Origin of the sequence: Stutzerimonas kunmingensis (assembly GCF_021432085.1) — a bacterium.
GTDB lineage: Bacteria > Pseudomonadota > Gammaproteobacteria > Pseudomonadales > Pseudomonadaceae > Stutzerimonas.
The window spans coordinates 757348-780360 of the sequence record NZ_CP090366.1 but is presented as its reverse complement, the minus strand read 5'-3'; the positions used below and the strand labels follow the sequence as shown (position 1 = coordinate 780360).

Annotated in this window: 20 protein-coding genes; 4 read left to right on the top strand and 16 right to left on the bottom strand. The window is 64.3% G+C overall.

Translation table 11 applies throughout. The features are described 5' to 3' along the window. Positions 1-78 precede the first annotated feature (78 nt). From LW136_RS03600 to LW136_RS03540, 13 genes are all read right to left on the bottom strand, one after another. Positions 79-1188: a methyl-accepting chemotaxis protein gene (locus tag LW136_RS03600; protein WP_234174682.1), complete on the bottom strand. Its 1110-nt coding sequence runs from the start codon at positions 1186-1188 to the stop codon at positions 79-81. Between the two features lie 10 nt (positions 1189-1198). Continuing rightward, the gene (locus LW136_RS03595; protein WP_234175235.1) at positions 1199-1942 is read right to left on the bottom strand and encodes an SDR family NAD(P)-dependent oxidoreductase; all 744 of its coding nucleotides are present in this window, start codon (positions 1940-1942) and stop codon (positions 1199-1201) included. Between the two features lie 117 nt (positions 1943-2059). Continuing rightward, positions 2060-3250, bottom strand: a complete 1191-nt coding sequence (locus LW136_RS03590) for an NnrS family protein (protein WP_041016033.1) — start codon at positions 3248-3250, stop codon at positions 2060-2062. Positions 3251-3578: 328 nt separating this feature from the next. Further along, positions 3579-3761, bottom strand: a complete 183-nt coding sequence (gene tatA / locus LW136_RS03585; RefSeq protein WP_014819159.1) for a twin-arginine translocase TatA/TatE family subunit — start codon at positions 3759-3761, stop codon at positions 3579-3581. Positions 3762-3812: 51 nt separating this feature from the next. After that, positions 3813-4385, bottom strand: a complete 573-nt coding sequence (locus LW136_RS03580; RefSeq protein WP_234174681.1) for a nitrous oxide reductase accessory protein NosL — start codon at positions 4383-4385, stop codon at positions 3813-3815. Between the two features lie 29 nt (positions 4386-4414). After that, positions 4415-5245 carry an ABC transporter permease gene (locus LW136_RS03575; RefSeq protein WP_234174680.1) on the bottom strand — a complete coding sequence of 277 codons (831 nt, stop codon included), beginning with the start codon at positions 5243-5245 and terminating at the stop codon, positions 4415-4417. Continuing rightward, complete coding sequence (locus LW136_RS03570; RefSeq protein ID WP_041016031.1) at positions 5242-6168, bottom strand: ABC transporter ATP-binding protein; 927 nt, start codon at positions 6166-6168, stop codon at positions 5242-5244. Before LW136_RS03570 ends, LW136_RS03575 begins: the two co-directional genes overlap by 4 nt. Beyond that, positions 6165-7478: a nitrous oxide reductase family maturation protein NosD gene (locus LW136_RS03565; protein WP_234174679.1), complete on the bottom strand. Its 1314-nt coding sequence runs from the start codon at positions 7476-7478 to the stop codon at positions 6165-6167. Before LW136_RS03565 ends, LW136_RS03570 begins: the two co-directional genes overlap by 4 nt. A gap of 127 nt (positions 7479-7605) precedes the next feature. Next, positions 7606-9519 (bottom strand): TAT-dependent nitrous-oxide reductase, encoded by a 1914-nt coding sequence (gene nosZ, locus LW136_RS03560; RefSeq protein ID WP_046621477.1) that lies wholly within the window; start codon positions 9517-9519, stop codon positions 7606-7608. Between the two features lie 67 nt (positions 9520-9586). Next, positions 9587-11764, bottom strand: a complete 2178-nt coding sequence (gene nosR, locus LW136_RS03555; RefSeq protein ID WP_102832665.1) for a transcriptional regulator NosR — start codon at positions 11762-11764, stop codon at positions 9587-9589. Between the two features lie 253 nt (positions 11765-12017). Continuing rightward, positions 12018-13268 (bottom strand): acyl-CoA dehydrogenase family protein, encoded by a 1251-nt coding sequence (locus LW136_RS03550; RefSeq protein ID WP_230357690.1) that lies wholly within the window; start codon positions 13266-13268, stop codon positions 12018-12020. Positions 13269-13435: 167 nt separating this feature from the next. Next, on the bottom strand, positions 13436-13876 hold the full coding sequence (locus LW136_RS03545; RefSeq protein ID WP_230357691.1) for a CopD family copper resistance protein: 441 nt from the start codon (positions 13874-13876) through the stop codon (positions 13436-13438). Positions 13877-13945: 69 nt separating this feature from the next. Next, the gene (locus LW136_RS03540; RefSeq protein WP_125859775.1) at positions 13946-14299 is read right to left on the bottom strand and encodes a hypothetical protein; all 354 of its coding nucleotides are present in this window, start codon (positions 14297-14299) and stop codon (positions 13946-13948) included. Positions 14300-14506: 207 nt separating this feature from the next. Here LW136_RS03540 and LW136_RS03535 point away from each other — a divergent pair, with 207 nt between their 5' ends. Then, positions 14507-14926 carry a DUF488 domain-containing protein gene (locus LW136_RS03535; RefSeq protein ID WP_146977677.1) on the top strand — a complete coding sequence of 140 codons (420 nt, stop codon included), beginning with the start codon at positions 14507-14509 and terminating at the stop codon, positions 14924-14926. Here LW136_RS03535 and LW136_RS03530 read toward each other — a convergent pair. After that, positions 14910-15905, bottom strand: a complete 996-nt coding sequence (locus LW136_RS03530) for a TRAP transporter substrate-binding protein (protein WP_272877823.1) — start codon at positions 15903-15905, stop codon at positions 14910-14912. The two genes, LW136_RS03535 and LW136_RS03530, sit on opposite strands and share 17 nt — an antisense overlap. A gap of 346 nt (positions 15906-16251) precedes the next feature. Then, positions 16252-17247 carry a TRAP transporter substrate-binding protein gene (locus LW136_RS03525; protein WP_041016023.1) on the bottom strand — a complete coding sequence of 332 codons (996 nt, stop codon included), beginning with the start codon at positions 17245-17247 and terminating at the stop codon, positions 16252-16254. A 357-nt stretch (positions 17248-17604) separates the two neighbouring features. Here LW136_RS03525 and LW136_RS03520 point away from each other — a divergent pair, with 357 nt between their 5' ends. Then, complete coding sequence (locus LW136_RS03520) at positions 17605-18552, top strand: NAD(P)/FAD-dependent oxidoreductase (RefSeq protein ID WP_230357692.1); 948 nt, start codon at positions 17605-17607, stop codon at positions 18550-18552. A gap of 271 nt (positions 18553-18823) precedes the next feature. Next, the gene (locus LW136_RS03515) at positions 18824-20200 is read left to right on the top strand and encodes an L-serine ammonia-lyase (RefSeq protein ID WP_234174678.1); all 1377 of its coding nucleotides are present in this window, start codon (positions 18824-18826) and stop codon (positions 20198-20200) included. Positions 20201-20325: 125 nt separating this feature from the next. On the opposite strand, the gene LW136_RS03510 is transcribed toward LW136_RS03515, so the two are convergent. Then, complete coding sequence (locus LW136_RS03510) at positions 20326-21885, bottom strand: sigma-54-dependent transcriptional regulator (protein WP_230357694.1); 1560 nt, start codon at positions 21883-21885, stop codon at positions 20326-20328. Positions 21886-22130: 245 nt separating this feature from the next. Here LW136_RS03510 and phhA point away from each other — a divergent pair, with 245 nt between their 5' ends. Beyond that, on the top strand, positions 22131-22916 hold the full coding sequence (phhA, locus tag LW136_RS03505; protein ID WP_063542015.1) for a phenylalanine 4-monooxygenase: 786 nt from the start codon (positions 22131-22133) through the stop codon (positions 22914-22916). The last annotated feature ends 97 nt before the right edge of the window (positions 22917-23013 follow it).

Here is a 23013-nt window from a genome sequence, read left to right as displayed (position 1 = left end):
TAACGAATAGTATTGCTCGATAAGCGCAATATTTTTGCACCAACGACATCACGAGCGAAAACGCGGGCGTCTGTGCCATCAGGCCGCGCGACTCGCCCCTTTCTCGTACTGATCGACCACGGCCGTGACGATACGCATCACCTCCAGGTTGGCTTCCTCCATCTGGCCCAGGTGGCGCAACGCGCTTTCCAGGGCGTCCTGAGCGAATGCATCCAGCGCCGCCTGCCCCTGGGCATGCACCGCCGTGTGGGGCCGCTCGATCTGCCGGAAGCAGTCCAGCGCCTGGATGTCGCGGTTGCCTTCGCCGTAATACCAGCGGCCGAAACGACAGTCGCGCTCGCTCGGCAGCTGTGGAATCGGCTGTGCCTGGTCGCTCAGCAGGTGGTTGTACACCACGAACTTCAGTGACAGCTCGTCGAGATTGGCCAGCTCGATGCCGGCACGGAAGGAAGACGCGGCGCTGCTGCCACGCATCGCCCCGGCCAGCTGGTAGAGCGTACGCATCGCCTCGACCGCCACCTCGGTGGTTCGACTGAAGCCCTTGGCGTGGCTGCCCTGCAGCTGGATGTAATCATGCACATTGCGGATTTCGGCCTGCACTTCGCCAATCTTGCGCACGATGTCATCGGTCGCCAGCGCGGTCTTTTCCGCCAGGCTGCGAATCTCCCCGGCGACAACTGCGAAACCACGCCCGGCCTCGCCGGCACGCGCCGCCTCGATCGCGGCATTCAGCGCCAGCAGATTGGTCTGGCTGGCGATGCCGCTGATGAGATCGACGATGCCGTTGATCTCCTGCGAGCGCTCGGCAAGGGTATCGACCTTGCGCGAGGCCAGGCCGAGGCCGTCCTCCATCTCGGCGGCCTTGCCCTGCAGCTCGCCGAAATGCTTCTGGTTGCTCAGCGCCGCGGCGGCGACCTCGCCGGCACGGGCCTTGTTATCGCCCAACTGCCCGGTGAGAAACTCGAACGACTCGCCGAGATGGGCCACGGAGGTGCTGAAGCGAATCAGCCTTTCCGACACACCCCGGTAATAGTCGAGCTGTCGCTGGCGCTGCTGGCTGGCAGCCTCTGCCGCCTGCAGCTGCTGCTCCAACGCGGCGACGCGCGCCGCCTGTTCGGCGTGACTGGCCTGCAGCGCATTCAGCTCCTGCTCCAGGCGCGTCGCGCTGTTCTTCCACTTGAACCACATGCACTACACCTCAGCTGACGGTGTAACCGTTATCCACCACCCAGTCCTGACCGAACACGCCGCGCGCGCCCTGGGACAGCTGGAACAGGATGACGTTGGCCACCGCCGCCGACTCGAGAAAATGCCCCGGCAACAGACGCTTGGTGACGCCCTCGGCGACCGCTTCGAGCTGATCGTCGTTGAGCCCCAGCGAGCCCCAGATGGCGGTGGCGGTCGGGCCGGGCGAAACCATGTTGATGCGTACATCCAGCGGCGCGAACTCCACCGCCAGCGTGCGCGCCTGCGCCGCCAACGCCGCCTTGCTGGCGATGTAGGCCGCCAGCCCGGGGAAGGTCGAGCGGATCAGGAAGGTGCCGACAAAGACCACCGAGGCCGGCTTGGCCAGCTCGGTGCGCAACGCAGCGAAGGTGTTCAGCGCACCGGCGCCATTGACCGCCCACTGCCGATCGAAGGCGGCCATGTCCAGGCCATCGGCCAGCTCGGCGATACCGGCGTTGGGCACCAGGTAGTGCACCGATCCCATCTGCGCGGCACGGCGCGCCAGCTGGGCCAGATCTTCAGCCGAGGTGACATCGCCGCTCAGCCACTGCAGCTGGTCGGCGTGGGTTTCCAGCAGCGGTTCGAGACCGCCGATGCTGCGCGACATCGCCAGCACCCGGGCACCGCGCTGCAGCAGGGCCGCGCACAACGCCAGACCGATTCCGGAACTGGCGCCGGTGACGACAGCCAGACGATCCTGAAACTCGCTTTTCATCATCATCTCCGAGCTCGGCGCACGCCGAGTCACAAGCCGCCTCGCGGCAGCGGTTCTAAGGCTTGGTATTGACGGGCAGGCGCGACGGGCACCTGCCCCGGTGAAACGATTCGGTGCTCAGCCCGGATGGCCGTCGACCCGCGGTGCGACCAGCATCGGCGCGTAGCGCCAGACATACAGGGCGAAGGCCGCCGCCCAGCAGGCCGCCGCTAGCCACAGACCGCCGACCGGCCAGATGACGGAGAGGAATACCCGCGCGGCCGTGCCCAGATTGAACAGCACGAAGGCGCCAATGATGCCCGCCGGCAACTGCAGCGGCCGGCCGGTGTGGCCGAGGGTCACGCGGGCAATCATCGCCAGGATCAATCCGCCCATGGAGCCGACGCTCAGCGCATGCAGCGAAGGGCTGGACTGCGCCAGCAGACCGAAATGCCAGAGCGCCAGGCCGAATGCCGCGACCACCAGCCAGAGCATCGCCAGGTGCAGCGACCAGAGCAGGCCGACCTTCCAGATACCGTGGTCGTACCAGCGCGCCAGGCGCAGCAGATGGCCGACGCCGATGGCGACGAACAGCAGGCCCAGCAGCGGATGCGGCTGCAGGGCGACGCCGAAGGCGTGCAGCAGCGCGACGATCCCGGTGCCCACCAGCAGGGCGACATCCAGCCAGACCCAGGGCTTGACCGCCTCGACCTTGCCCAGGCCGCGCTGAGTGAAGAACGGAATCACCCGGCCGCCGATCAGCGCCATCAGCGCCGCGACCAGCCACAGCCCGGCGAGCACGCCCTGGCGCTGCAGCGCATCGTTGTCCTGCAGCAGGCCGACCAGGATCAGCACGTCCGCACCAAACATCAGCGTCAGTACCACCACGATCGGGTAATTACGCTTCTGCCGTACGGCCCAGAGCATCCGCGCCATCATCCAGACCAGCGCCAGCAGGAACAGCAGGTCGAGCGGAGCCAGCCAAGCGGCCGGCAGGCCGAACAGCCAGCCCAGGCGCGCGGCCAGCCAGAGCATCGCCAACCCCATCAGGCGATTGCCGGACGGCGCCGTCTGGCCGGTCCAGGTCTGCACCGCGGTGAGCAGAAAGCCGGCGACGATTGCCATGGCGAAACCGAACAGCATTTCGTGACGGTGCCAGGCCAGCCAGCCACCGGTGGGCTGAAAGCCCGGCCAGAGCCCGGTCCACGCGGCGACCCAGAGCGGAATCGCCAGCAGCGCGAACAGGCTGCCGGCGAGAAAGAAGGGGCGAAAGGCGAGCCGCCAGATAGGCGGAACACTCAGGGCTTTTCGCCGATCGATAACTTGCACGGAAGGGCCTCCAGACTTTCTATGTCCGACAGCACAACGAACGCGCGCCGGACGAATGATCGCTCCCGTTTACAGGAGCCAGGATTACTTTCTACAGGGTAGGCGCCATCAACAGACTTGATTGCGATCAGATTTTCGCGGAGGCGGCGGGAAAGTGACGGTCGGCGCCCGGAGACCGCCTGCAGACGCACCGTTGCGGTGCGAAACGGCCACGATTATCGAGCATTGAGCCGCTTGGGCGGCTCTCAACGGCGACGGGCATGCGCCTCCCCGGCAGCGCGCAAGCGCCGTGTTAGGGGAGGCTGGCCGAGCGAAGTGGGCGCTTTGTTTACTTGATTTCCTGCTTGACCGTCTCGGCCTGGGTGACGCTGTCGCCATCACTGACCGACTTGCGGAAGCCGCTGATCGCGCTGCCCAGGTCGGAGCCCAGGCCGCGCAGGCGCTTGGTGCCGAACAGCATGACGACGATCAGAAGAATGATCAGAAGTTGCCAGACGCTGATACCCATCATTGTGCTTACCTCGAATGTGTCGGAAGACTGGTTGCGGCCACTGAGTACGCCTCAGTGCCCCTGGTGTGTGTTGTGTGTATCGCTGGGCATGTGCTCGTGCATGCCGCCGTGCTGCATGCTCGCTGCTTCCTGCAGCAGCGCCTGATCGATCTGTTCGAAACGCAATACCCGGCCACCGTGTTCCTCGGCGAGGCGCATGGCGGCCTGCTCTTCGGCGAAGGTCGCCAGCGACGCACCCATGGCGCCCTTGAGCGACGTACCGATCACATAGTAGGCGCTGGTTGCGTCGATCAGGTGACTGTCATCCGGCTTGTCCCAAACGCTACGGCCCATATCGTGTACATACAGCCTGGCATCGAGCAGACGGTTCTCCGGCTGTAGCCACCAGCCGAGCATCTCGGCCGTGGAACAGAACTTCTTCACGCCGCCCTTCTCCACCGCCTGGCCCTTGGGCCCGGGGAAGTCGCTGATGATCATGCCGCACACGTGACACTCGTCGGAGTCATGGAAGGCCACTGGCTCGAGCGATTGCTGGACCTCCTCCTTCTCGCCGCAGCCGGCCAGGCCGAAGGCGAGCAACATGGCCAGGAGCGTTCCGGCGCCAATGCGATGCAGTGCGTTCATAGAGGGATTTCCTTTTCGATTCATGGAATTCAGGTCAGGCGCCGGCGAAAGATGCCGTACGCCAGCAGCAGCGACACGCCGATCCAGGCCAGCAGACACAGCCAGAGCACCGAGGCCGGCACCGGCAGATCGGCGCCCAGCGACAGCACACCCATGGCACTGCCGCTGCCTTCGAAGCCGGACAGATTGATCAGGCGGTAGATGTCGGTGGGGTTTAGCAGCAGCAGCCAGGGCAGCAGGTCCGGGTTGAACTTGCCTTCGCTGAGCACCAGCAGCGCAAGCAGGACCAGATCGAACACCAGCACGAAGAGAAACCACACCCCGAGCGCCAGCCCGGCGGCGCTGGACTTCTCATTGACCTTGCCGCTGAGCATGTAGGCGAAGGCGAGGAACACCCAGCCGAGCAGCGTCGAGGAGATCATGAAGCGGCCAAACGCCCAGAACAGCATGCCGAGCTCGACGCCTTCGACCAGCACGGCGATGGCCAGCGCCGCGCAGCCGAAGCCGATCAGCACCGCCAGGGCGAGGATCAGCCCGTGACCGACGAACTTGCCGAGCAGGATCTGCCCGCGCCCCAACGGATAGGTCAGCAGCAGCATCAGCGTGCCGCCCTCGTCCTCGCCGACGATGGCGTCATAGGCCAGCAGCAGCGCGATCAGCGGCATGAGAAAGGTGGCCAGACTGGCCAGGCTGGCTATGGTCGCCGGAATCGAGGTGAAGCCAAGCTGGCCGGAGGCCGCGGCGCCCAGCCAGGCGATACCCACCGCGAGCACCGCGAAGAGCAGACTGATGGCAAGCAGCCAGCGGTTGCGCAGGCCGTCGCTGAGTTCCTTGCGGGCGATGTTCCAGACCTGGTTCATACGCGACCCTCCTGGGCGCGCACATCACCGGCGCGCTCCATGTAATAGCGATAGAGGTCTTCCAGCGACGGCTGGTGGATCTCGATGTCCTCCGGCTCGCTCTCGCCCAGCAGCTGGCGCAGCAGCACCAGCTTGTGGCCGTTGACCGCAACCACTTCCAGGCTCGATTCGCTGAGACCACGGGCGCTGTGCCCGGCATCGGTCCAACGCTGCAACCAGCTGTCGCGCTCGCTGACGCCACTGGCACGGATGCGCACCGGCAGCCCGGCCTCGGCACGCAGTTGCGACAGGCTACCGACGGCCTGCAGGCGGCCCTTGGCGAGGATCGCCGCGCGGTTGATGTGCGCCTCGACGCCCGGCAGCACGTGGGAACAGAGAATGATGCTGGTGCCGCGCTGACGCAGGCGGTCGATCAGCAGGTAGAGGTCCTGGGTGGCGATCGGGTCGAGGCCCACGGTCGGCTCGTCGAGCAGCAGCAGCTTCGGTTCGCCAAGAAGCGCCTGGGCCAGGCCGAGACGCTGGCGCATGCCCTTGGAATAGGTTTTCACCCGGCGATCGGCGGCATGGGCCAGGCCGACCTGCTCGAGCAGCTCATCCACCTGGCTCAGGGCGGCGCCCTTCAGGCGGGCGAAATGGCGGAGGGTTTCGCGGCCGCTCAACTGCGGATAGAAGGTTACGTTCTCCGGCAGGTAGCCAAGCTGGCGACGCACCTGCGGATCGTTCGGCGCACGGCCCAGGACTTTCACCTGGCCTTCGCTCGGCGCGAGCAGGCCGAGAATCAGCTTCATGCTGGTGGTCTTGCCCGCACCGTTATGGCCGAACAGCCCCAGCACCTCACCTTCACCGAGGTTCAGGTTCAGATCGTGCAGCACGGTCATGCTGCCGTAACGCTGGCTTACGCCCTGGATCTCGACGGCGTTCATGACGTTGGTTCCTGCTTGTCAGTAAGGAGTTTTTCAGTGGGCAGCTTCATCAGCGGATGGCTGTCCTGTACGCCCGGCGACTTGACCACCGGGAAGGCTCGCTGCACCCAGCGCAGCACTTCGATGCTCGGGCTGTTCATCAGCAGGCGCACCTGCGGATACAGCCAGAGCAGGCGATCGACGTTGTCGTTGGGTTCGTAGGCGACATCGCCCAGCCCGTCGTCATTGCGGTCCCAGCCCAGGTAGTCGCTCCAGTAGTTGCCACGACCGTCTACCGACCATTCCTGAGTACGGGTCGCCACGTACTTGACCTGCTGCTGGTTGCCGACGAAGGCGTTGCCGGAAATGCGGTTGTCTTCCGAGCCGGCGGTCAGGTGGATACCCAGCGAGCTCTTCTCGAAGTGGTTGTTCTCGATGGTGTTGAACAGCGAGTTGTAGATGAACAGCGCCTTGCCCTCACCACCGCTGATCATGCTGTCGCCACCGGTATCGCCACGCTGCACGTCGCTGACGAAGTTGCCGGTGATGGTGGAATAGGTGATGTAGTTCATCAGGATGCCGTAGTTCTGATCCTGCTCGGAGCGGTTCCCCGTGACGATCAGCTTGCGGCTCTGCATCAACGCGTAACCGGTGCGGGTACGGCGGGTGATGTTGTCGATCACGCTGTTGTCGTTGGCGAACATGTAGTGCACGCCGTAACGCAGATCCTCGAGGACATTGGCCTCCAGATGATTGCCGTTGGAGGTATCGATGTAGATGCCGTCGCGCGAGTTGCGCACGTGATTGCCGACGATGCGTGCGCCTTTTACCGCAAACAGGTGGATGCCGTTGCCGCGATCCTGCGAGCGAATGTCCACCTCGCCGACGATATCGTTGCCGATCACCTGCACGTCGGCGGCGCCATCGACGAAAACGCCGAAGCCCGGCCCCTGCATGCGGTTGTTCCGAATCAGCGCCCGAGGCGCGGCCGGCAGGACGAACACCGCCGAGTCCATGGCGGTGAGATCGGAGCCCCAGTCGCGCAGCGTGCAGCCTTCGACGACGACGTCGGGCGCACTGATGAGCAGGCTGCTGCCCTGGCCCTGGGATCGAATGACGGCACCCGGTTCGCAACGCAGCTGCATTGATTGCGCGATGCTGAACTGACCCTGATATTCCCCGGCAGGCAGGCGCCAGCGATTTTCACCGTCGGACTGCAGCGGCAGGGTTGTGATGGATTGCGGTGCCGCCTGAGCCGCACCACTCAAAAAAAGCAACAGCGTGACTGCTGCGGGGTATCGCGAAAAAAAACCAGCCTGAGCTTTGAACACTGCGTTTTGACCTTCTTCAGCTTGCAGGCGAAATGCGGCTGCCGGAAGGGCCGCGGCAGCACGCCGAAGCCCTTCGCGAAATCACGACACCATCGCCCGACCGCAAACGGGCGATGGCTGGAGCAGCTTACGCCGGCTCGACCATCATGCGGCCGACCATTTCCATGTGCAGCGCGTGGCAGAACCAGCTGCAGTAGTACCAGTGCAGCCCTGGCTTGTCTGCGATAAAGGTGATGGAAGAGGTCTGCTGCGGGCTGATCTCCATGCTCGCACCGTGATTGACCATGACGAAGCCGTGGGACACGTCTTCGATCTGGTCAATGTTGGTGATGGTCACGGTGACTTCGTCGCCCTGCTTGACGGTGAACTCCTGCACGCCGAACGCCGGCGCCATGGACGTCATGTAGACGCGCACCTTGTTGCCGTCGCGGATGACCTTGTTGTCGGTTTCCAGGTTGATGCCATCCTTCTTCGCCCTTTCCACGGTCGGCGCGAAGAACGGATCGTTGCGGTCCCAGAGCTTCTTCGGCTTGATCTGGTCGCGACGGGCCATGATGCAGTCGTGCGGCTCGGCATAGGTCGGGCCGTCATGTACCAGCTTCATTTCCTCGCCAGAGATGTCGATCAGCTGGTCGTTTTCCGGGTGCAGCGGGCCGGTCGGCAGGAAGCGGTCCTTGCCGAACTTGCACAGCGCGACCAGCCACTTGCCATCGGCTTCGCTGGTTTCGCAGAGCGAGGCATGGATATGGCCCGGCTGGTAGTGCACGTCGAGCTTCTGCTTGATGTAGTTGACCTTCTCGCCCTTGTAGGCGCGAACCGCATCGGCCATGTTCCACTTGACCACTTGGCTGTCGATAAACACGGTGGTGTAGGCGTTGCCGCGACCGTCGAAGGTGGTGTGCAGCGGGCCGAGGCCCAGTTCCACTTCGGCGGCGATGGTGTCACGCGGATCGGCCAGTTTGTCGGCGAACAGGTCAGGCAGTTTGGCGATTTCGATCATCGACACGGTCGGCGAGAGCTTGCCGTTGGCGATGAAGTACTTGCCATCGGACGAGGTGTTCAGGCCGTGCGGGTTCTTCGGCACCGGGATATAGCGGGTGAACTGGCTGTCCTTCTCGGCCTTCTTGCGGCCGTCGAGCACCGGCACCTTGGAGTCGCCAAGGGTGATGAACTTGCCGGCCTTGACCGCCTTCTCCGCCGCCTCGATATCGAATACCACGACCCAGTCGCGCTCGTTGCGCATCATGCCGCCGAGGTCGTAGGCCTTTTCCGAGTTGTAGCAGGTGGCAGCGGTGAAGCGGCCGGTGTAGTCGGCGTCGGTGTTGTCGAGGTTGCCGTCGACGATGATCTGGAAGGCCATCTCCATCTTTTCGGCGTCGATGACGTTGTACATGGTGTAGCTGTTTTCATCCTGCAGATCGAAGACCTTGCCGTCGTTCGGGTGCGGGATGACGAATTCGGCGTTGGCGAACACGTACTTGGTGTGCGGCACCTTCTGCAGACGCAGGCCGTGGATGGCCTGGCAGTTCGGCACGGTGATCATCTTGTCGCACTTCATGATATCCAGGCGGATACGAGCGACGCGGGTGTTGGCCTTGTCGTTGATGAACAGGTACTTGCCGTCGTACTTGCCGTCGGTCATGGAGATGTGCGGGTGGTGGCAGTCGCCGTTGAGGAACTTGGCGCTGTCGCCCATGATCGCGCGGCTTTCGTTGGTCAGGCCCCAGCCGGTGGCGGAGTCGACGTTGAACACCGGGATGCGCATCAGTTCGCGCATCGACGGGACGCCCATCACGCGCACTTCGCCCTGGTGGCCGCCGCTCCAGAAGCCGTAGTAGTCGTCCAGTTCGCCTGGCGCGACGTAGATGTTCTGCCGCGCTTCCTTGACCGCTGCGGCCCAGGACTCGCGGCTCATCACTGCGCCACCGAAGGCGGTGGCCGCAACGGCTGCGCCGGTAACCGCGCTGGCGCCGAGGAAGCCACGACGGCTCATGCCGCCCTTCTCCAGCACCTCGGGATTGTTCTTGCTCTTGTCACTCATGGGGTTTCGCTCCTTTGGGACATCTGCTTCAAACACATCGATCGAGTACTTCGCCTGCGGCGATGACTCAGGGTTCCACTACTTGCACTACGGGAATCAGCGACGGGTCGGCCGGTGCCTTCTTGCCGCGCTTGGCGCGCTTGTTCTTCAGGATCAGCGGCGGGCACTTGTTTTCGTTGTGATAAGTCATCTGGCAGTCCAGGCAGTAATGGCACTCGTTGTGGTTGATGTGCCCATCCGGATGGATGGCCTGGATCTCGCATTCCTTGGCGCACAGCTGGCAGGGGCTGCCGCATTCCGGGCGCCGCTTGAGCCAGTCGAACAGGCGGACCTTGCTGCTGATCGACAGCGCCGCACCCAGCGGGCAGACGTAGCGGCAGTACACCTTGCGTGTGAAGATGTTGATGACCAGCAGGAACACCGCGTAGGCGACGAACCACCACTGGCGGTCGAACTTGAGGGTGATGGCGGTCTTGAACGGCTCAACCTCGGCGGCCTTCTCGGCCATCATCATCGACTCGAGCGAGAGCCCGAACAGCACCAGCAGGACGATGTACTTGATCGCCCAGAGCCGCTCGTGCACCGCGAAGGGCAGCTCGTACTGCGGAACCTTCAGCTTGCGTGCCGCCTCGTTGATCAGCTCCTGCAGCGCACCGAACGGGCACAGCCAGCCGCAGAACACGCCACGGCCCCAGAGCAGAATGCTGGCGGCGGTGAAGGTCCAGATGATGAAGATCACCGGATCGGAGAGGAACAGCTCCCAGCGGAAGTCCTGAAACAGCGCATGGGTGAAGGTCAGCACGTTGACTACCGACAGCTGACCGAGGGCGTACCAGCCGATGAACACCACGGTGAACACCAGGTAGCCACGGCGCAGCCAGTGCAGGAACTCCGGCCGCTGGGTGAACTTGTCCTGCAGGAACAGGATGACCGTCAGCAGGCCCAGCGCCGCGAGGATCACGCCGATCTGGAACGACTTCTGGTACCAGATGTTGACCCACACCGGGCGGTTGGCTTCTTCGATGGCGGCCAGTTCCTCGGCGGTAGGCTGTGGGCGTTCGATGTACTGCTCGGGCATCTGATACGGCAGTTCGAAGCTGGTGAACATGCCGCTGATCGGGCCGGTCTGGCGCCGCACCAGCAGCTCCAGTGTCCAGGGCGAGCCCGGATCGAACGCGGCGTGCTCACGGACGATGAACACTGCCATCTCGCGGAAATCCGGAATGCCGTCGGCATACACGTCGTCCAGGCGCTGGAAGTCCATGTCGCGGAAGCTGATGACGTTGCCGAACTGGCGCAGCTGGACCCGATCGAAGATGCCGCCGCGCACATAGCCCGAGCCCTTGAACGAGTATTCGCCGCTGCCCATCACCGCGACGGCGTGCTCGCCTGGCTTGAGCTCGTCCATCAGGGTGCGGTAGTGCGCGTCGCCGAGCAGCGCGCGGCCGATGGTCGGCGGATTCAGATGGGTGGCGTAGAGGTCGATGAAGGTGTCCTGCACCTCATCGGCCGTGGCCTCGTCGATGCCTTCGCCCTCGGTGCCCTTGAACGCCTCGTCGATGTCGCCCTTGGTCAGGTGCAGGCGGCGGATCGCGCCGTTGCCGGTCAGCTCGCTCCAGGTGGCCTCTTCGTAGTAATCCTGGCGGACGGTCGCCGGCTTCTGCGCGATGCCGGCGTTGTCTTCCACCAGCCCCAGCGACACCGCGACATCGTGGGCGGCGCGCATGACGATCTCGTTGACCACCATCACCGTGACGGTGGCACCGGTGACGGCATCGATGGTGACCGCATTCTCGTCCCGGGAGCGACCGACCACGACGCGCTGATCGACCCGGATACCCTGGTACTTGGCGTTGAACGCGTGCAGCTCTTCTTCGGGAATGCCGATCAGCAGGATCGGTTCATGGTGCTCAAGCACATAGGCATCGACGATCACACCCTGCGGATCGAGCAGCACCTGCATGTTGATGGGTTTGCCGGAATAGGCGGGAATGTCCACCACATTGATGGACTGAAAGGCGTAGCCGAGTACCTCGTCACCCTTGGTGATCGTGCGGACCTGATAGTCGCCCTCGGCTGCCGAGAGACTGGCACCGGGGAAGAACTTGTCGAGGCGCTGCTGCTCGGCTGCATATTCTTTGGCCTGCAGCGACGATGCGCAGACGCTCAGGATCAGCAGAATGACAAAGCCCTTGACCCAGGTACTGAACGTACCGGCCAGCGACCAGATTTCACGGGAAGCCATCGAGTTACCTGCTTGTACGGTTGGCGTAAGCGGATGGTAGGTGAGCCTCTACATGCCTCCCCTTGATTGCAATCAAGGACTCCCCCGGCGACTGGTTTCGTTGTCCCATGTCAAAAGAACACCATGACCGTGAACAAAGACATTGTAATGACCAGCCTAGGTCAATGCACAAAAAAAGCGAGCGAGGCGGCGCGGATAGCGCCCAGAGCGGGAGCTGCGCCCATGCAGGCGCAGCCGGAGGGAGGTGACGCGCTCAGTGGCGGCCCGGCGGTGTGAGATAGGCCGCCGTCGCACCGCGCGTGGCTTCACTGGCCTTGATTTCCATCCTGGCGATGCTACGCAGATGCACCTGATCCGGGCCATCGGCAAAGCGCAGGGCGCGGCCACCGGTCCACATGTCGGCCAGCGGCGTGTCCGGCGTCAGGCCCATGGCGCCGTAGACCTGGATCGCGCGGTCGACCACGTTGATGTGCATGCGCGGCACCAGCGCCTTGATCATGGAGATTTCCTTGCGCGCCGCCTTGGCGCCGACCTCGTCGATCATCCAGGCCGTCTTGAGCACCAGCAGTCGCGCCTGCTCGATCTCGATACGCGACTCGGCGATCCAGTCGGCGACATTGGAATACTGCTGCAGGTACTTGCCGAACGCCTTGCGCTCCTGGCAGCGCTCGACCATCAGTTCCAGCGCCAGCTCGGCCATGCCGATCGAGCGCATGCAATGATGAATGCGCCCTGGCCCCAGGCGCGCCTGCGCCATCATGAAGCCGTCGCCGTCCCTGCCCAACAGGTTGCTCGCCGGCACCCGCACATTGCGCAGCAGAAGTTCGCTGTGACCTTCCGGGGCGATGTGGTTCATCACCGGGATGTTACGCACCAGTTCGACACCGGGCGTGTCGAACGGCACCAGGATCATGCTCTGCTGCTGATGGGTCTCGGCGTTCGGGTCGGTCTTGCCCATGACGATCAAGAGCTTGCAGTTGGGATGCGAGGCGTTGGTGATGAACCACTTGCGACCGTTGATCACGTAGTCGTCGCCGTCGCGACGGATCAGCGTCTGGATGTTGGTAGCGTCGGAAGACGGCACGTCCGGTTCGGTCATGGCGAAGGCCGAGCGGATCTCGCCTTCGAGCAACGGCGTGAGCCAGCGCTGACGCTGTTCGGGCGTGGCGAACATGTGCAGCAGCTCCATGTTGCCGGTGTCCGGTGCGTTGCAGTTGAACACTTCCGAAGCCCAGTGCACGCGCCCCATGATTTCCGCCAGCGGCGCGTACTCGAGATTGCTCAGGCCCATGCCCGGCTCGTCTTCGCCGAGCGACGGCAGGAACAGGTTCCACAGCCCTTCCGAACGGGCCAGCGCCTTGAGGTCGTCCATGAACGACACCGGGTACTGCCCCGCCGCCACCTCCGCGTGCCAGGCCCCGATGCGCGGCACGATGTGCTGGTCCATGAAGGCGCGCAGCTGCTGGCGCAGCGCCTCGACGCGTGGGCTGTAGGCGAAATCCATGGCTAACCTCTGCTGATCGGGAAACGATGCAGCCACCTTAGCCCCCGCTGCCGCTAAAGCAACGAGGCTACGGCGACTGAATCAGGCCCGATAAGCACGGAGCGAAGCGCCAGCCGAATTGACCCTGATCATGACTGCGACTGGCAAAACTGGTATGCAGCGCAGCCTCACCAGTGCAGGTAGAACATGCCTTTGGCGAGCACGACGATACCGATCATCTGCAGCAGGATCGCCCAGTGGATGGCACGGTAGCGGGTGGGCGTCATGCGTCCCTTGCGCAGCAGGACGGCGACCAGGCCGAAGGTGATGAACACGCCGATCGCCAGCAGAATCTTCAGCGCCAGCAAGGTGGCGAAGCTGCTGGCAAACGGATCGGCCAGCGCCTCGCGGTGATACCAGCCCAGGCCGATGCCGGCACCGTAGACGAACAGCACCACCCAGTGCAGTACCACCCGCGAACGCGCCCCGACCGCACGCTCCACCAGCGGCATGACTTGCTCGCCGACCTGCTGGCGGATGCGGCCAAGGATCATCACCTCGAAGAACAGCGTGCCGATGAAGAAGATCGCGGCCAGCAGATGCACCACGTGCAGAACGGAATAACTCATCAGCGCCTCCTCGGTGTCAGTCAGCCGCGATCATCCCCCAACACCCGCCGCGGGACTACCTGCCCGCCGTCATTTCGCCGCCGCGGTGATCCGCGCGCCGTCACGTTCGATGTGCTGCCCCTGCAGGAAGCGGTCATCGGATGTACGAATGCGAGCAACGCTGCCATCTTCGCGCTTGACCACATACAGCGTCTGCTCGAGCCCGGCAGCCTGCTGCGCGCCCTGCCCCATCAGGTAGCCGATGCCGCCACCGACCAGCGCCCCGACCGGGCCACCCGCCGCAGCTCCGAGCATGAAGCCACTGAGCCCACCGAAACCACCGCCGACCGCGCGGTCCTCATGCACTTCCAGAACCTCGTCTGCGCTGGCCAGACCGCTTGCCAGAATCGCTGCTGCTGCCATCAGAACCATTGCCTTTTTCATGTCACGCTCCTATCGAGTAATGAGTTGCACCCATTCTCTTCTTCACAAAGCATGCCCAATATTTAACTCAATAAAATCAAATAGATAATAAACTAATGGTAGATATGACCAGCAAGCTATAAGTCATAAAAACCATTCACAGAGTATTTTTAACCCTGGCGCGCCAGTATCTTTTACCTAGACTCAGAGGCAGGCTCCGGAGGTCTGATGATTCAGTGCAAACGCGCATACGAACCACCGTCGCTGGAAGACGGCCAGCGCATACTGGTCGACCGGTTGTGGCCAAGGGGTTGCCGCAAGGACACCCTGGGACTGCACGCATGGCTGCCGGACCTGGCGCCTTCCACGGCACTGCGCAAGGCGTTCAAGGGCGGGGAGATCGGGTTTGCGACGTTTTGCCAGCGCTATCGGGACGAACTGGCCGGCCACCCCGAACACTGGTGGGCGCTACTGGAGATGGCTGGGCGCGGCACGCTGACGCTGATCTACGCCGCCCAGGACGAGCGTCAGAACAATGCCCGGGTGCTGGCCGAATGGCTGGAGGAGGAAATGCAGCGACTGGAGCGTCCCAGCTCGCCGGCCTGCCTTGCCGGCGAACTGGACGGAAGGATCAACGGCGACGGTTGACCGTCATGGCCGCGCGAATCAGGTCGGCGCCGATTTCCGCTTCGTAGGTTTTCCAGACCGGCAGCATCTGCTCGCGCCAGGCCTGGCGCTCTTCCGGCGTCAGGGTGATCAGCTGGCTGCTGCCGCTGGCGAGAATGCGCTCGCGATCGCGGCGATTCACGGCCGCGGCCTCTCGGTTCACCGCCTGGGTCACCTCGAGAATGATGCCCTCCAGCTCCGAGCGTACGGCGAAGGGCATGCTCAACCAGAACTCGTTGTTGGTGATCAGCATGTAGTCGAGCACGCCGTGGTTGCTCTCGGTGATGTACGGCTGAACGCTGTGCATGTTCTGGCTGAGGATGTTCGACCAGGGATTCTCGGCGCCCTGGACCACACCGCCCTTGAGCGATTCATAGACCTTGGCGAACGGCAGCACGACCGGCTTGGCGCCGACGACGGCGAACTGCGACTCGAGCACCGGCGACGGCTGGATGCGGAAGGCCAGCCCACTGGCATCGCTCGGCTTGCGCAGCGGTGTGGTCGCGGATAGCTGCTTCAGGCCGTTGTTCCAGTAAGCCAGGCCGTAGACGCCATGGGCCGCCATCGAACGCAGCAGCTCACGCGCCGCCTCGCGCTTCTGAAAACGCTGCAGCGCTTCGGCGTCATCGAACAGGAAGGGCAGGTCGAACAGCTGCAGTTTCTTGGTGTAGGGCGCGAACTTCGACATCGACGGCGCCAGCAGCTGCACCTTGTTGTCGAACAGTGCCTGCATCTCCTCGGCATCGCCGACCAGGGTCGAGTTCGGATAGACCTCGACCTTGATCTTGCCTGCCATGCGCTCCTCGACCAGCTGCTTGAGCAGCAGCGCGCCCTTGCCCTTGGGCGTGTCGTCCGCCACCACGTGGGCGAATTTGATGACGATCGGCGCATCGGCGGCCATCGCCGGAGCACTCAACCAATACAGGGCTGCGATCAGCGCAGCGACACAAGACTTGTACATCTGACCCCCAACGGGAAAAGCCCGAAGGCGCCTCGTGAGCACCGTTCGAGTAGTTGATCGATTTTGATAAGGCCTGGGCTGGCGCAGGCGCGCAGCCGGTCTTTTATCTGAGGCGGCCAGATCAGCGCGTGTGGCAGTCGCCGGCTGGCCTTTATTGGAATGTGGCTGGCGGGGAAATCGGCGCGAGAGCCGTCGCCAGCCAGACGAAAGTCTTAGTGATCAACGCGTGCGGCACAAGGCCGAAAAAGCCCGACCAGCTCTCAAAACGAGACTTTGGTCGTAATTCGGCAGGCTTTGCCACAGGGCCTGCGGGAACGCTCCGGCAGCAGAGGCCGGAGCGGTCGGGTCAGCGACGATTGACGGTCAGCGCCGCGCGCAGGATGTCACTGCCGATCTGCGCCTCGAACGACTTCCACACCGGCTGCATCTTCGCCCGCCAGGCCTGGCGCTGCTCCGGCGTCAGGGTGACCAGCGTGGCGCCGCCACTGGCGAGCAGCTGTTCGCGTTCACGCGCGTTGATCGAGGCGGCCTCGGCGTTCACCGTCTGGGTGACCTCGAGCAGGATGCCGTCCAGCTCCGAGCGCACCGCAAAGGGAATGCTGGTCCAGAACCTGGAGTTGGTCACCAGCATGTAGTTGAGCACGCCATGGTTGGTTTCGGTGACATAGCTCTGCTGGCTGCCGGCGCTCTGTCCGCGGATGTTCGACCAGGGCCCCTCGGTGCCCTGCACGGTGCCGCTCTGCATCGCCTTGGACACCTCGGAGAACGGCAGGCGCACGGCTTTGGCATCCACCGCGGCGAACTGTGCCTCGAGCACCGGCGACGGCTGGATACGGAACGCCAGACCCGCCGCATCGGCCGGATTGCGCAGCGGCTGATTGGCCGACAGCTGCTTGAGACCGTTATTCCAGTAGGCCAGCCCGTAGATGCCCCGATCGGCCATCGAGCGCAGCAGCTCGCGGCTGGTTTCGCGTTTCTGGAAACGCGCGACGGCCGCCTCGTCATCGAACAGGAACGGCAGGTCGAACACTTCCAGCTTCGGCGAATACTCGATGAACTTGGACAGCGAGGGCGCCAGCATCTGCACCTTGTTGTCCAGCAGTGCCTGCATCTCGTCGGCGTCGCCGACCAGCGTCGAATTCGGGTACACCTCGACCTCGACCTGGCCGGCCAGGCGCTCGCGCACCAGCTTCTGGAACAGCAGCGCGCCCTTGCCCTTCGGCGTGTCGTCGCCGACCACGTGGGCGAACTTGATGACGATGGGTTCCGCGGCTTGCGTGATGACTGGCGACAGCAGCAGGAACAGCGCCGCACAGGGCGCAACAACCAGAGACTTGAACAACTTTTTACCCCCACGGGAAATAAGCTCGGCACGGCGCCTCGTGAGCTCCGTTCGAGTGGTTTTGCGATTGGATGTGGTTCAGCCCACGCCTGGTAGGGCGTTGCCGAGATGTGTAGCGCGGGATCAGCGCACGGCGAACGAATTCGCAGGCTGATCTTTATTGGAATGGCGGTGACTGTTCAGTATCGGTTGGATATGCCCGGTCATCGAGCCGCGAAGTGTTGGCTATCAGCGGCTCTGGCACAAGGCTTGAAGCTCCGACCAGCTCTCAAAACCGGACATTGCATCGTTCAACCTCGGCGAACTTTATCGCCGCCTCCGGCTTCTACTGGCAACGCCCCGCCACTGGCCAATGCAATGACGCCCGCACAAACCGACCCGCAACCCATCGTGATCGACTGCCTGATCGTCGGCGGCGGCCCCGCGGGCCTCACCGCGGCACTGTACCTGGCGCGCTTCCGACGCAGCTGCATGGTGGTGGACGCCGGCTCGAGCCGGGCTTCGTGGATTCCGCGCTCGCGCAACTACCCGGGCTTTCCACCGGGCATCAACGGCAACGACCTGCTGGCAAGGCTGCGCGAACAGGCCAGCGGCTATGGCGCCCGCCTCGAACAGGGCCACGTCGAGCACATCGAGCCCCACGCCGAAGGCTTCAGCGTGCGCTACGGCGATCGCCTGTGCATAACGCGGCGGATCATTCTCGCCACCGGAATCGAGGACACGCTGCCGGACATGCCCGGCGTCGAAAAGGCCATCGACGAAGGCAAGGTGCGGCTGTGCGCGATCTGCGATGGCTACGAGGTCAATGGCGACAACGTCGCGGTCTACGGCGAGGCGGAAAGCGCCATCACCCACGCGGTGTTCCTGCGCACCTTCACCGACCGGGTCACCGTGATCGTGCATGGCGAGCAGGATGCCTGCGATCAGGCCATCGCCCTGGCCGAGCACTACGCCATTCGCCTGATCGGCGACCGCGTCGAGTCCCTGCACCCCTGCGAGACCGGCATCGAACTGCTGACCTGTCGCGGCGAGCGGCACCACTTCGACATCATCTACCCCAGTCTCGGTGCGCGCTTTCGCTCCGAACTCGCCGTGCAGCTCGGCCTCGACTGCGACGAGTGCGGCGGCGTCAATGTGGACGGACATCGGCAGACTTCGCTACGCGGCCTCTATGCGATCGGTGACGTGACCATGGGCCTGAAGCAGATCAGCGTCGCCATCGGCCAGGCCGCGCAGGCCGCGACCGCCGTACACAACAGCCTGGAAGCCAACCCCTGGGGTGGCTCGGCGGCTACCCGCGCCTAGAGCAGTTCGCGCAGAAGCCTCCGGCCGGCGAATCGTGCCGCGGCCGAACCCGGCAACATCCATGCGCCACCGAAGGTCCAGCGGCCTGTGCGGTGAGTTGGTTGAGGCAAGCTCGGATGAACATGACTCCAAGACAGGGCGCTGCGACGAGTCATAGCGGGCTATGGTAAGGAGCAGCAACGCAGTATCGGGGCCATGGGCGCCGAAATTGACCCACTGAACTTACCAAACAGGCCACTAGACTTAGACAAGCCTCGCAGCGGAGCACCTCATGTCACTCAGCGTCTTCGACCTGTTCAAGATCGGCATCGGCCCGTCCAGCTCGCACACCGTCGGACCGATGCGCGCGGCGTTGCGCTTTGCCGAGGGTCTGCGCAACGAGGAACTACTCGCCGCCACCGACCACCTCAGGGTCGAGCTGTACGGCTCGCTCGGTGCCACCGGCAAGGGCCACGGCAGCGACAAGGCTGTGCTACTGGGGCTCGAGGGCGAGCTACCGGAGCGCGTGGACACCGCAAGCATTCCCCAGCGCATGGCAGCGATGCGTGAATCCCGCGAGCTGCGCCTGCTCGGCGAGAAGGTCATCCACTTCGATATCAGCAACGACCTGCAATTCATCCGCAAGCCGCTGGCCTTCCACCCCAACGGCATGATCTTCCGCGCCTTCGACAGCGCCGGCCTGCAGGTGCGCAGCCGCGAATACTATTCGGTGGGCGGTGGTTTCGTGATCGACGAGCAGGCCGCCGGCGACGACCGCATCGTCGAGGACGCCACCACGCTGCCCTACCCCTTCCACAGTGCCGCCGAGCTGCTGCAGCACTGCACCACGCACGGGCTGTCCATCAGTCAGCTGATGCTGGCCAACGAGGCGGCCTGGCGCCCGGAGGCGGAAACCCGCGCCGGCCTGCTGCGCATCTGGCAGGTGATGCAGGACTGTGTCAAAGCGGGCTGCCGCACCGAAGGCGTCATGCCCGGCGGCCTCAAGGTCCAGCGCCGTGCCGCCGGGCTGTACCGTCAGCTCAGCGAACACCCGGAAGCCAATCTGCGCGATGCCCTGAGCGTACTCGACTGGGTCGACCTCTACGCCCTCGCGGTCAACGAGGAGAACGCCAGCGGCGGCCGCGTAGTCACCGCGCCAACCAACGGCGCCGCCGGGATCGTACCGGCGCTGCTGCACTACTACATGCGCTTCATTCGTGGTGCCAATGAGGATGGGGTAGTGCGGTTTCTGCTGACGGCGGCGGCCATCGGCATCCTCTACAAGGAAAATGCGTCGATCTCGGGGGCCGAGGTTGGCTGCCAGGGCGAGGTCGGCGTGGCCTGCTCCATGGCTGCCGGGGCGCTGTGCGAAGTGCTCGGCGGTACGCCGCAACAGGTCGAAAACGCCGCCGAGATCGGCATGGAGCATAACCTGGGACTGACCTGCGACCCGGTCGGCGGGCTGGTTCAGGTGCCCTGCATCGAGCGCAACGCCATGGGCGCGGTGAAGGCGATCAACGCCGCACGCATGGCCCTGCGTGGCGACGGTAGCCACTTCATCTCACTGGACAAGGTGATCCGCACCATGCGCCAGACGGGCGCCGACATGAAGAGCAAGTACAAGGAAACTGCCCGTGGCGGGCTGGCGGTGAACATCATCGAGTGCTGAGGTTGATGCTGCGCATGTGCAAGTGCGCCCCCAAGACCTGATGCCCCCGCCGGCATAGCGCGCGGGCTGCCCACGAATCAACTGGGCGCGGCCAAACGGGCCCAGCCGAGACGGCGCGGCGTACCTCACCCCTCCGACTTGCCCACCCCATGCTCGCGCAGTTTGTTGGCGATGGTGGTGTGCGACACGCCGAGCCGCTTGCCCAGCTGGCGGCTGCTCGGGAATTGCTTGTACAGCCCTTCCAGCACGGCCTTCTCGAAGCGCCCGACGATGCTCGCCAGATCGCCCTCCAGCGAGAAATCGCCCAGCGGCTGCGCCGCGCCGTAGCCCGGCAGGCGGATGTGCTCGGGCTTGATGGTGCCGCCCTCGCACAGCGAAACCGCCTGGAACAGGGTGTTCTCCAGCTGCCGCACGTTGCCCGGCCAGTGGTAGCCGGCCAGCCGCTCCAGCGCCTGCGGCGAGAGCGTCGGCAGCGGACAGCCGATCTGCCGGCTGGCCTGGTCGATGAAGTGCAGCGCCAGCGGCTGCAGGCCGTCGAGGCAATCGCGCAGCGGCGGAATATGTAGCGATAGCACGTTAAGCCGGTGATACAGATCCTGGCGAAACTGTCCGCTGGCGCAGAGCTCGGAGAGATCGAGCTGGGTCGCGCAGATCACCCGCACATCGAGATAAACCTCCTCGTCGCTGCCGACCCGACGGAAGCCGCCGTCCTGCAGGAAGCGCAGCAGCTTGGCCTGCAGCCGCGGGCTCATCTCGCCGACGCCATCGAGAAACAGCGTACCGCCTGCGGTCAGCTCCAGCAGGCCGAGCTTGCCTTCCGGCCGCGCGCCTTCGAAGGCGCCGGGGCCGTAACCGAACAGCTCGGTCTCGGCCATCGACTCCGGCAGGCCGGCGCAGTTGAGCGCCATGAAGGGTGACTGCCCACGCGGGCTCGACAGGTGACAGGCGCGCGCCAGCAGTTCCTTGCCGGTGCCGGTCTCGCCCTCGATCAGCAGCGGCGCATCCAGCGGTGCCATGCGCCGTGCCTCGCGCACCACCGCGGCCATCACTTTCGAGCTCTGGAAGATGCTGTCGAAGCCGCGCAGCTCCTGCTTGCGCACCTGGTAGATGCGTTCACCGACCCGGTCGGCGCGATGCAGGGTCAGCACCGCGCCGGCCAGTGCCTCGCTGTCGTCGTGTTCGGATTGCAGCGGGGCGATGTCGGCGAGAAACACGTCGCCTTTGATCTTCACCCGCAGGCCGTTGATCCGCGCCTTGTTGGCACGCACCAGTTCGGGCAGGTCGAAGTCCTCGGCGTAGCGCGACAGACTCATGCCCGGCACTTCGTCGACGCGCACGCCGAGCAACTGCGCGGCGGCACGATTGGCGGCGACGATGGCACCGCTCATGTCGATGGACAGGACCGGGAATTCCAGCGCGCCGAGCAGCGCGTTGAGTTCCAGGGAATGCCGCTCGCTGGGCATCAGGCTGACCTTGCGTAGCTCGAACACGCCGGGCAGCGCCTCGATCTTCGGCCGCAGGGCCTGCAGCTGCAGGTTCATCAGGTTGGGACAGTGCAGGTAGATGGCGTTGCCCTGCTCGCCGCCGACCTCGCCGCGGGCGACGTTGATGCCGTAGTCGACCAGCAGGTTGAGCATGTCGCGCAGGATGCCGACGCGGTTCTGGCAGAGAATCTTGATACGCATGGCGAAGCCCTGTTGTTTTGTTGTGGGGCCGGCGCTGCAGTGCAGCGCAAATTATCGTCAAGATTATTTGACAGTTTGCTCGATTGGCAACGCCGCCGATCCGGCTGCCGATCTCCCTGTCATGGATTTCTTACAGCGCAACACCGCGCACATGCGACATTGCGCCACAGCGCCTCTCCCCTGCGGCACGCCTTCGCGTTCGAATGAAGGCAACAACAAGATGCCCAAGCGGCCCAGGAGAAGCGATGAAGACCACCCACTACGTAGCCCGCGAACCGGACGCGCAGGGGCATATTCATTACCCCGACGCCGAGCACGCGGTGTGGCAGACGCTGGTCGAGCGTCAGCTGAAACTGCTCGACGGGCGCGCCTGCGACGAGTACCTCGACGGCCTCGAGCAGCTCGCCCTGCCCCACGAGCGCATCCCGCAGCTCGGCGAGATCAATCGCGTGCTGGCCGCCACCACGGGATGGCAAGTGGAGCGCGTACCGGCGCTGATCCCCTTCCAGCGCTTTTTCGAACTGCTGGCGAGCAAGCGTTTTCCCGTCGCGACCTTTATCCGCACCCCGGAAGAGCTGGACTACCTGCAGGAGCCGGACATCTTCCACGAGATCTTCGGTCACTGCCCGCTGCTGACCAACCCCTGGTTCGCCGAATTCACCCACACCTACGGCCAGCTCGGCCTCGAGGCCAGCAAGGAGGAGCGGGTGTTCCTTGCCCGCCTGTACTGGATGACCGTCGAGTTCGGCCTAGTGGATACGCCCGCCGGCCGGCGCATCTATGGCGGCGGCATCCTTTCCTCGCCGAAGGAAACGCTCTACAGCCTGTCCGCCGAACCCGAGCACCAGCCGTTCGACCCGCTGGAGGCGATGCGCACGCCCTATCGCATCGACATCCTGCAGCCGCTGTACTTCGTCCTGCCGGACCTCAAGCAGCTGTTCGACCTCGCCCAGCAGGACATCATGGCGATGGTGCGCGAGGCCATGCGCATGGGCCTGCACCAGCCGAAGTTTCCGCCGAAGGCGGCGTAGCGTGGACAACGCCGCAGGCTTGTCCACGCGTTTCGCTGGTCGAAGCCGACGCGTGGAAAACGCTTCGCGGTTTTCCACGGGGTGGCCATCCACCCTA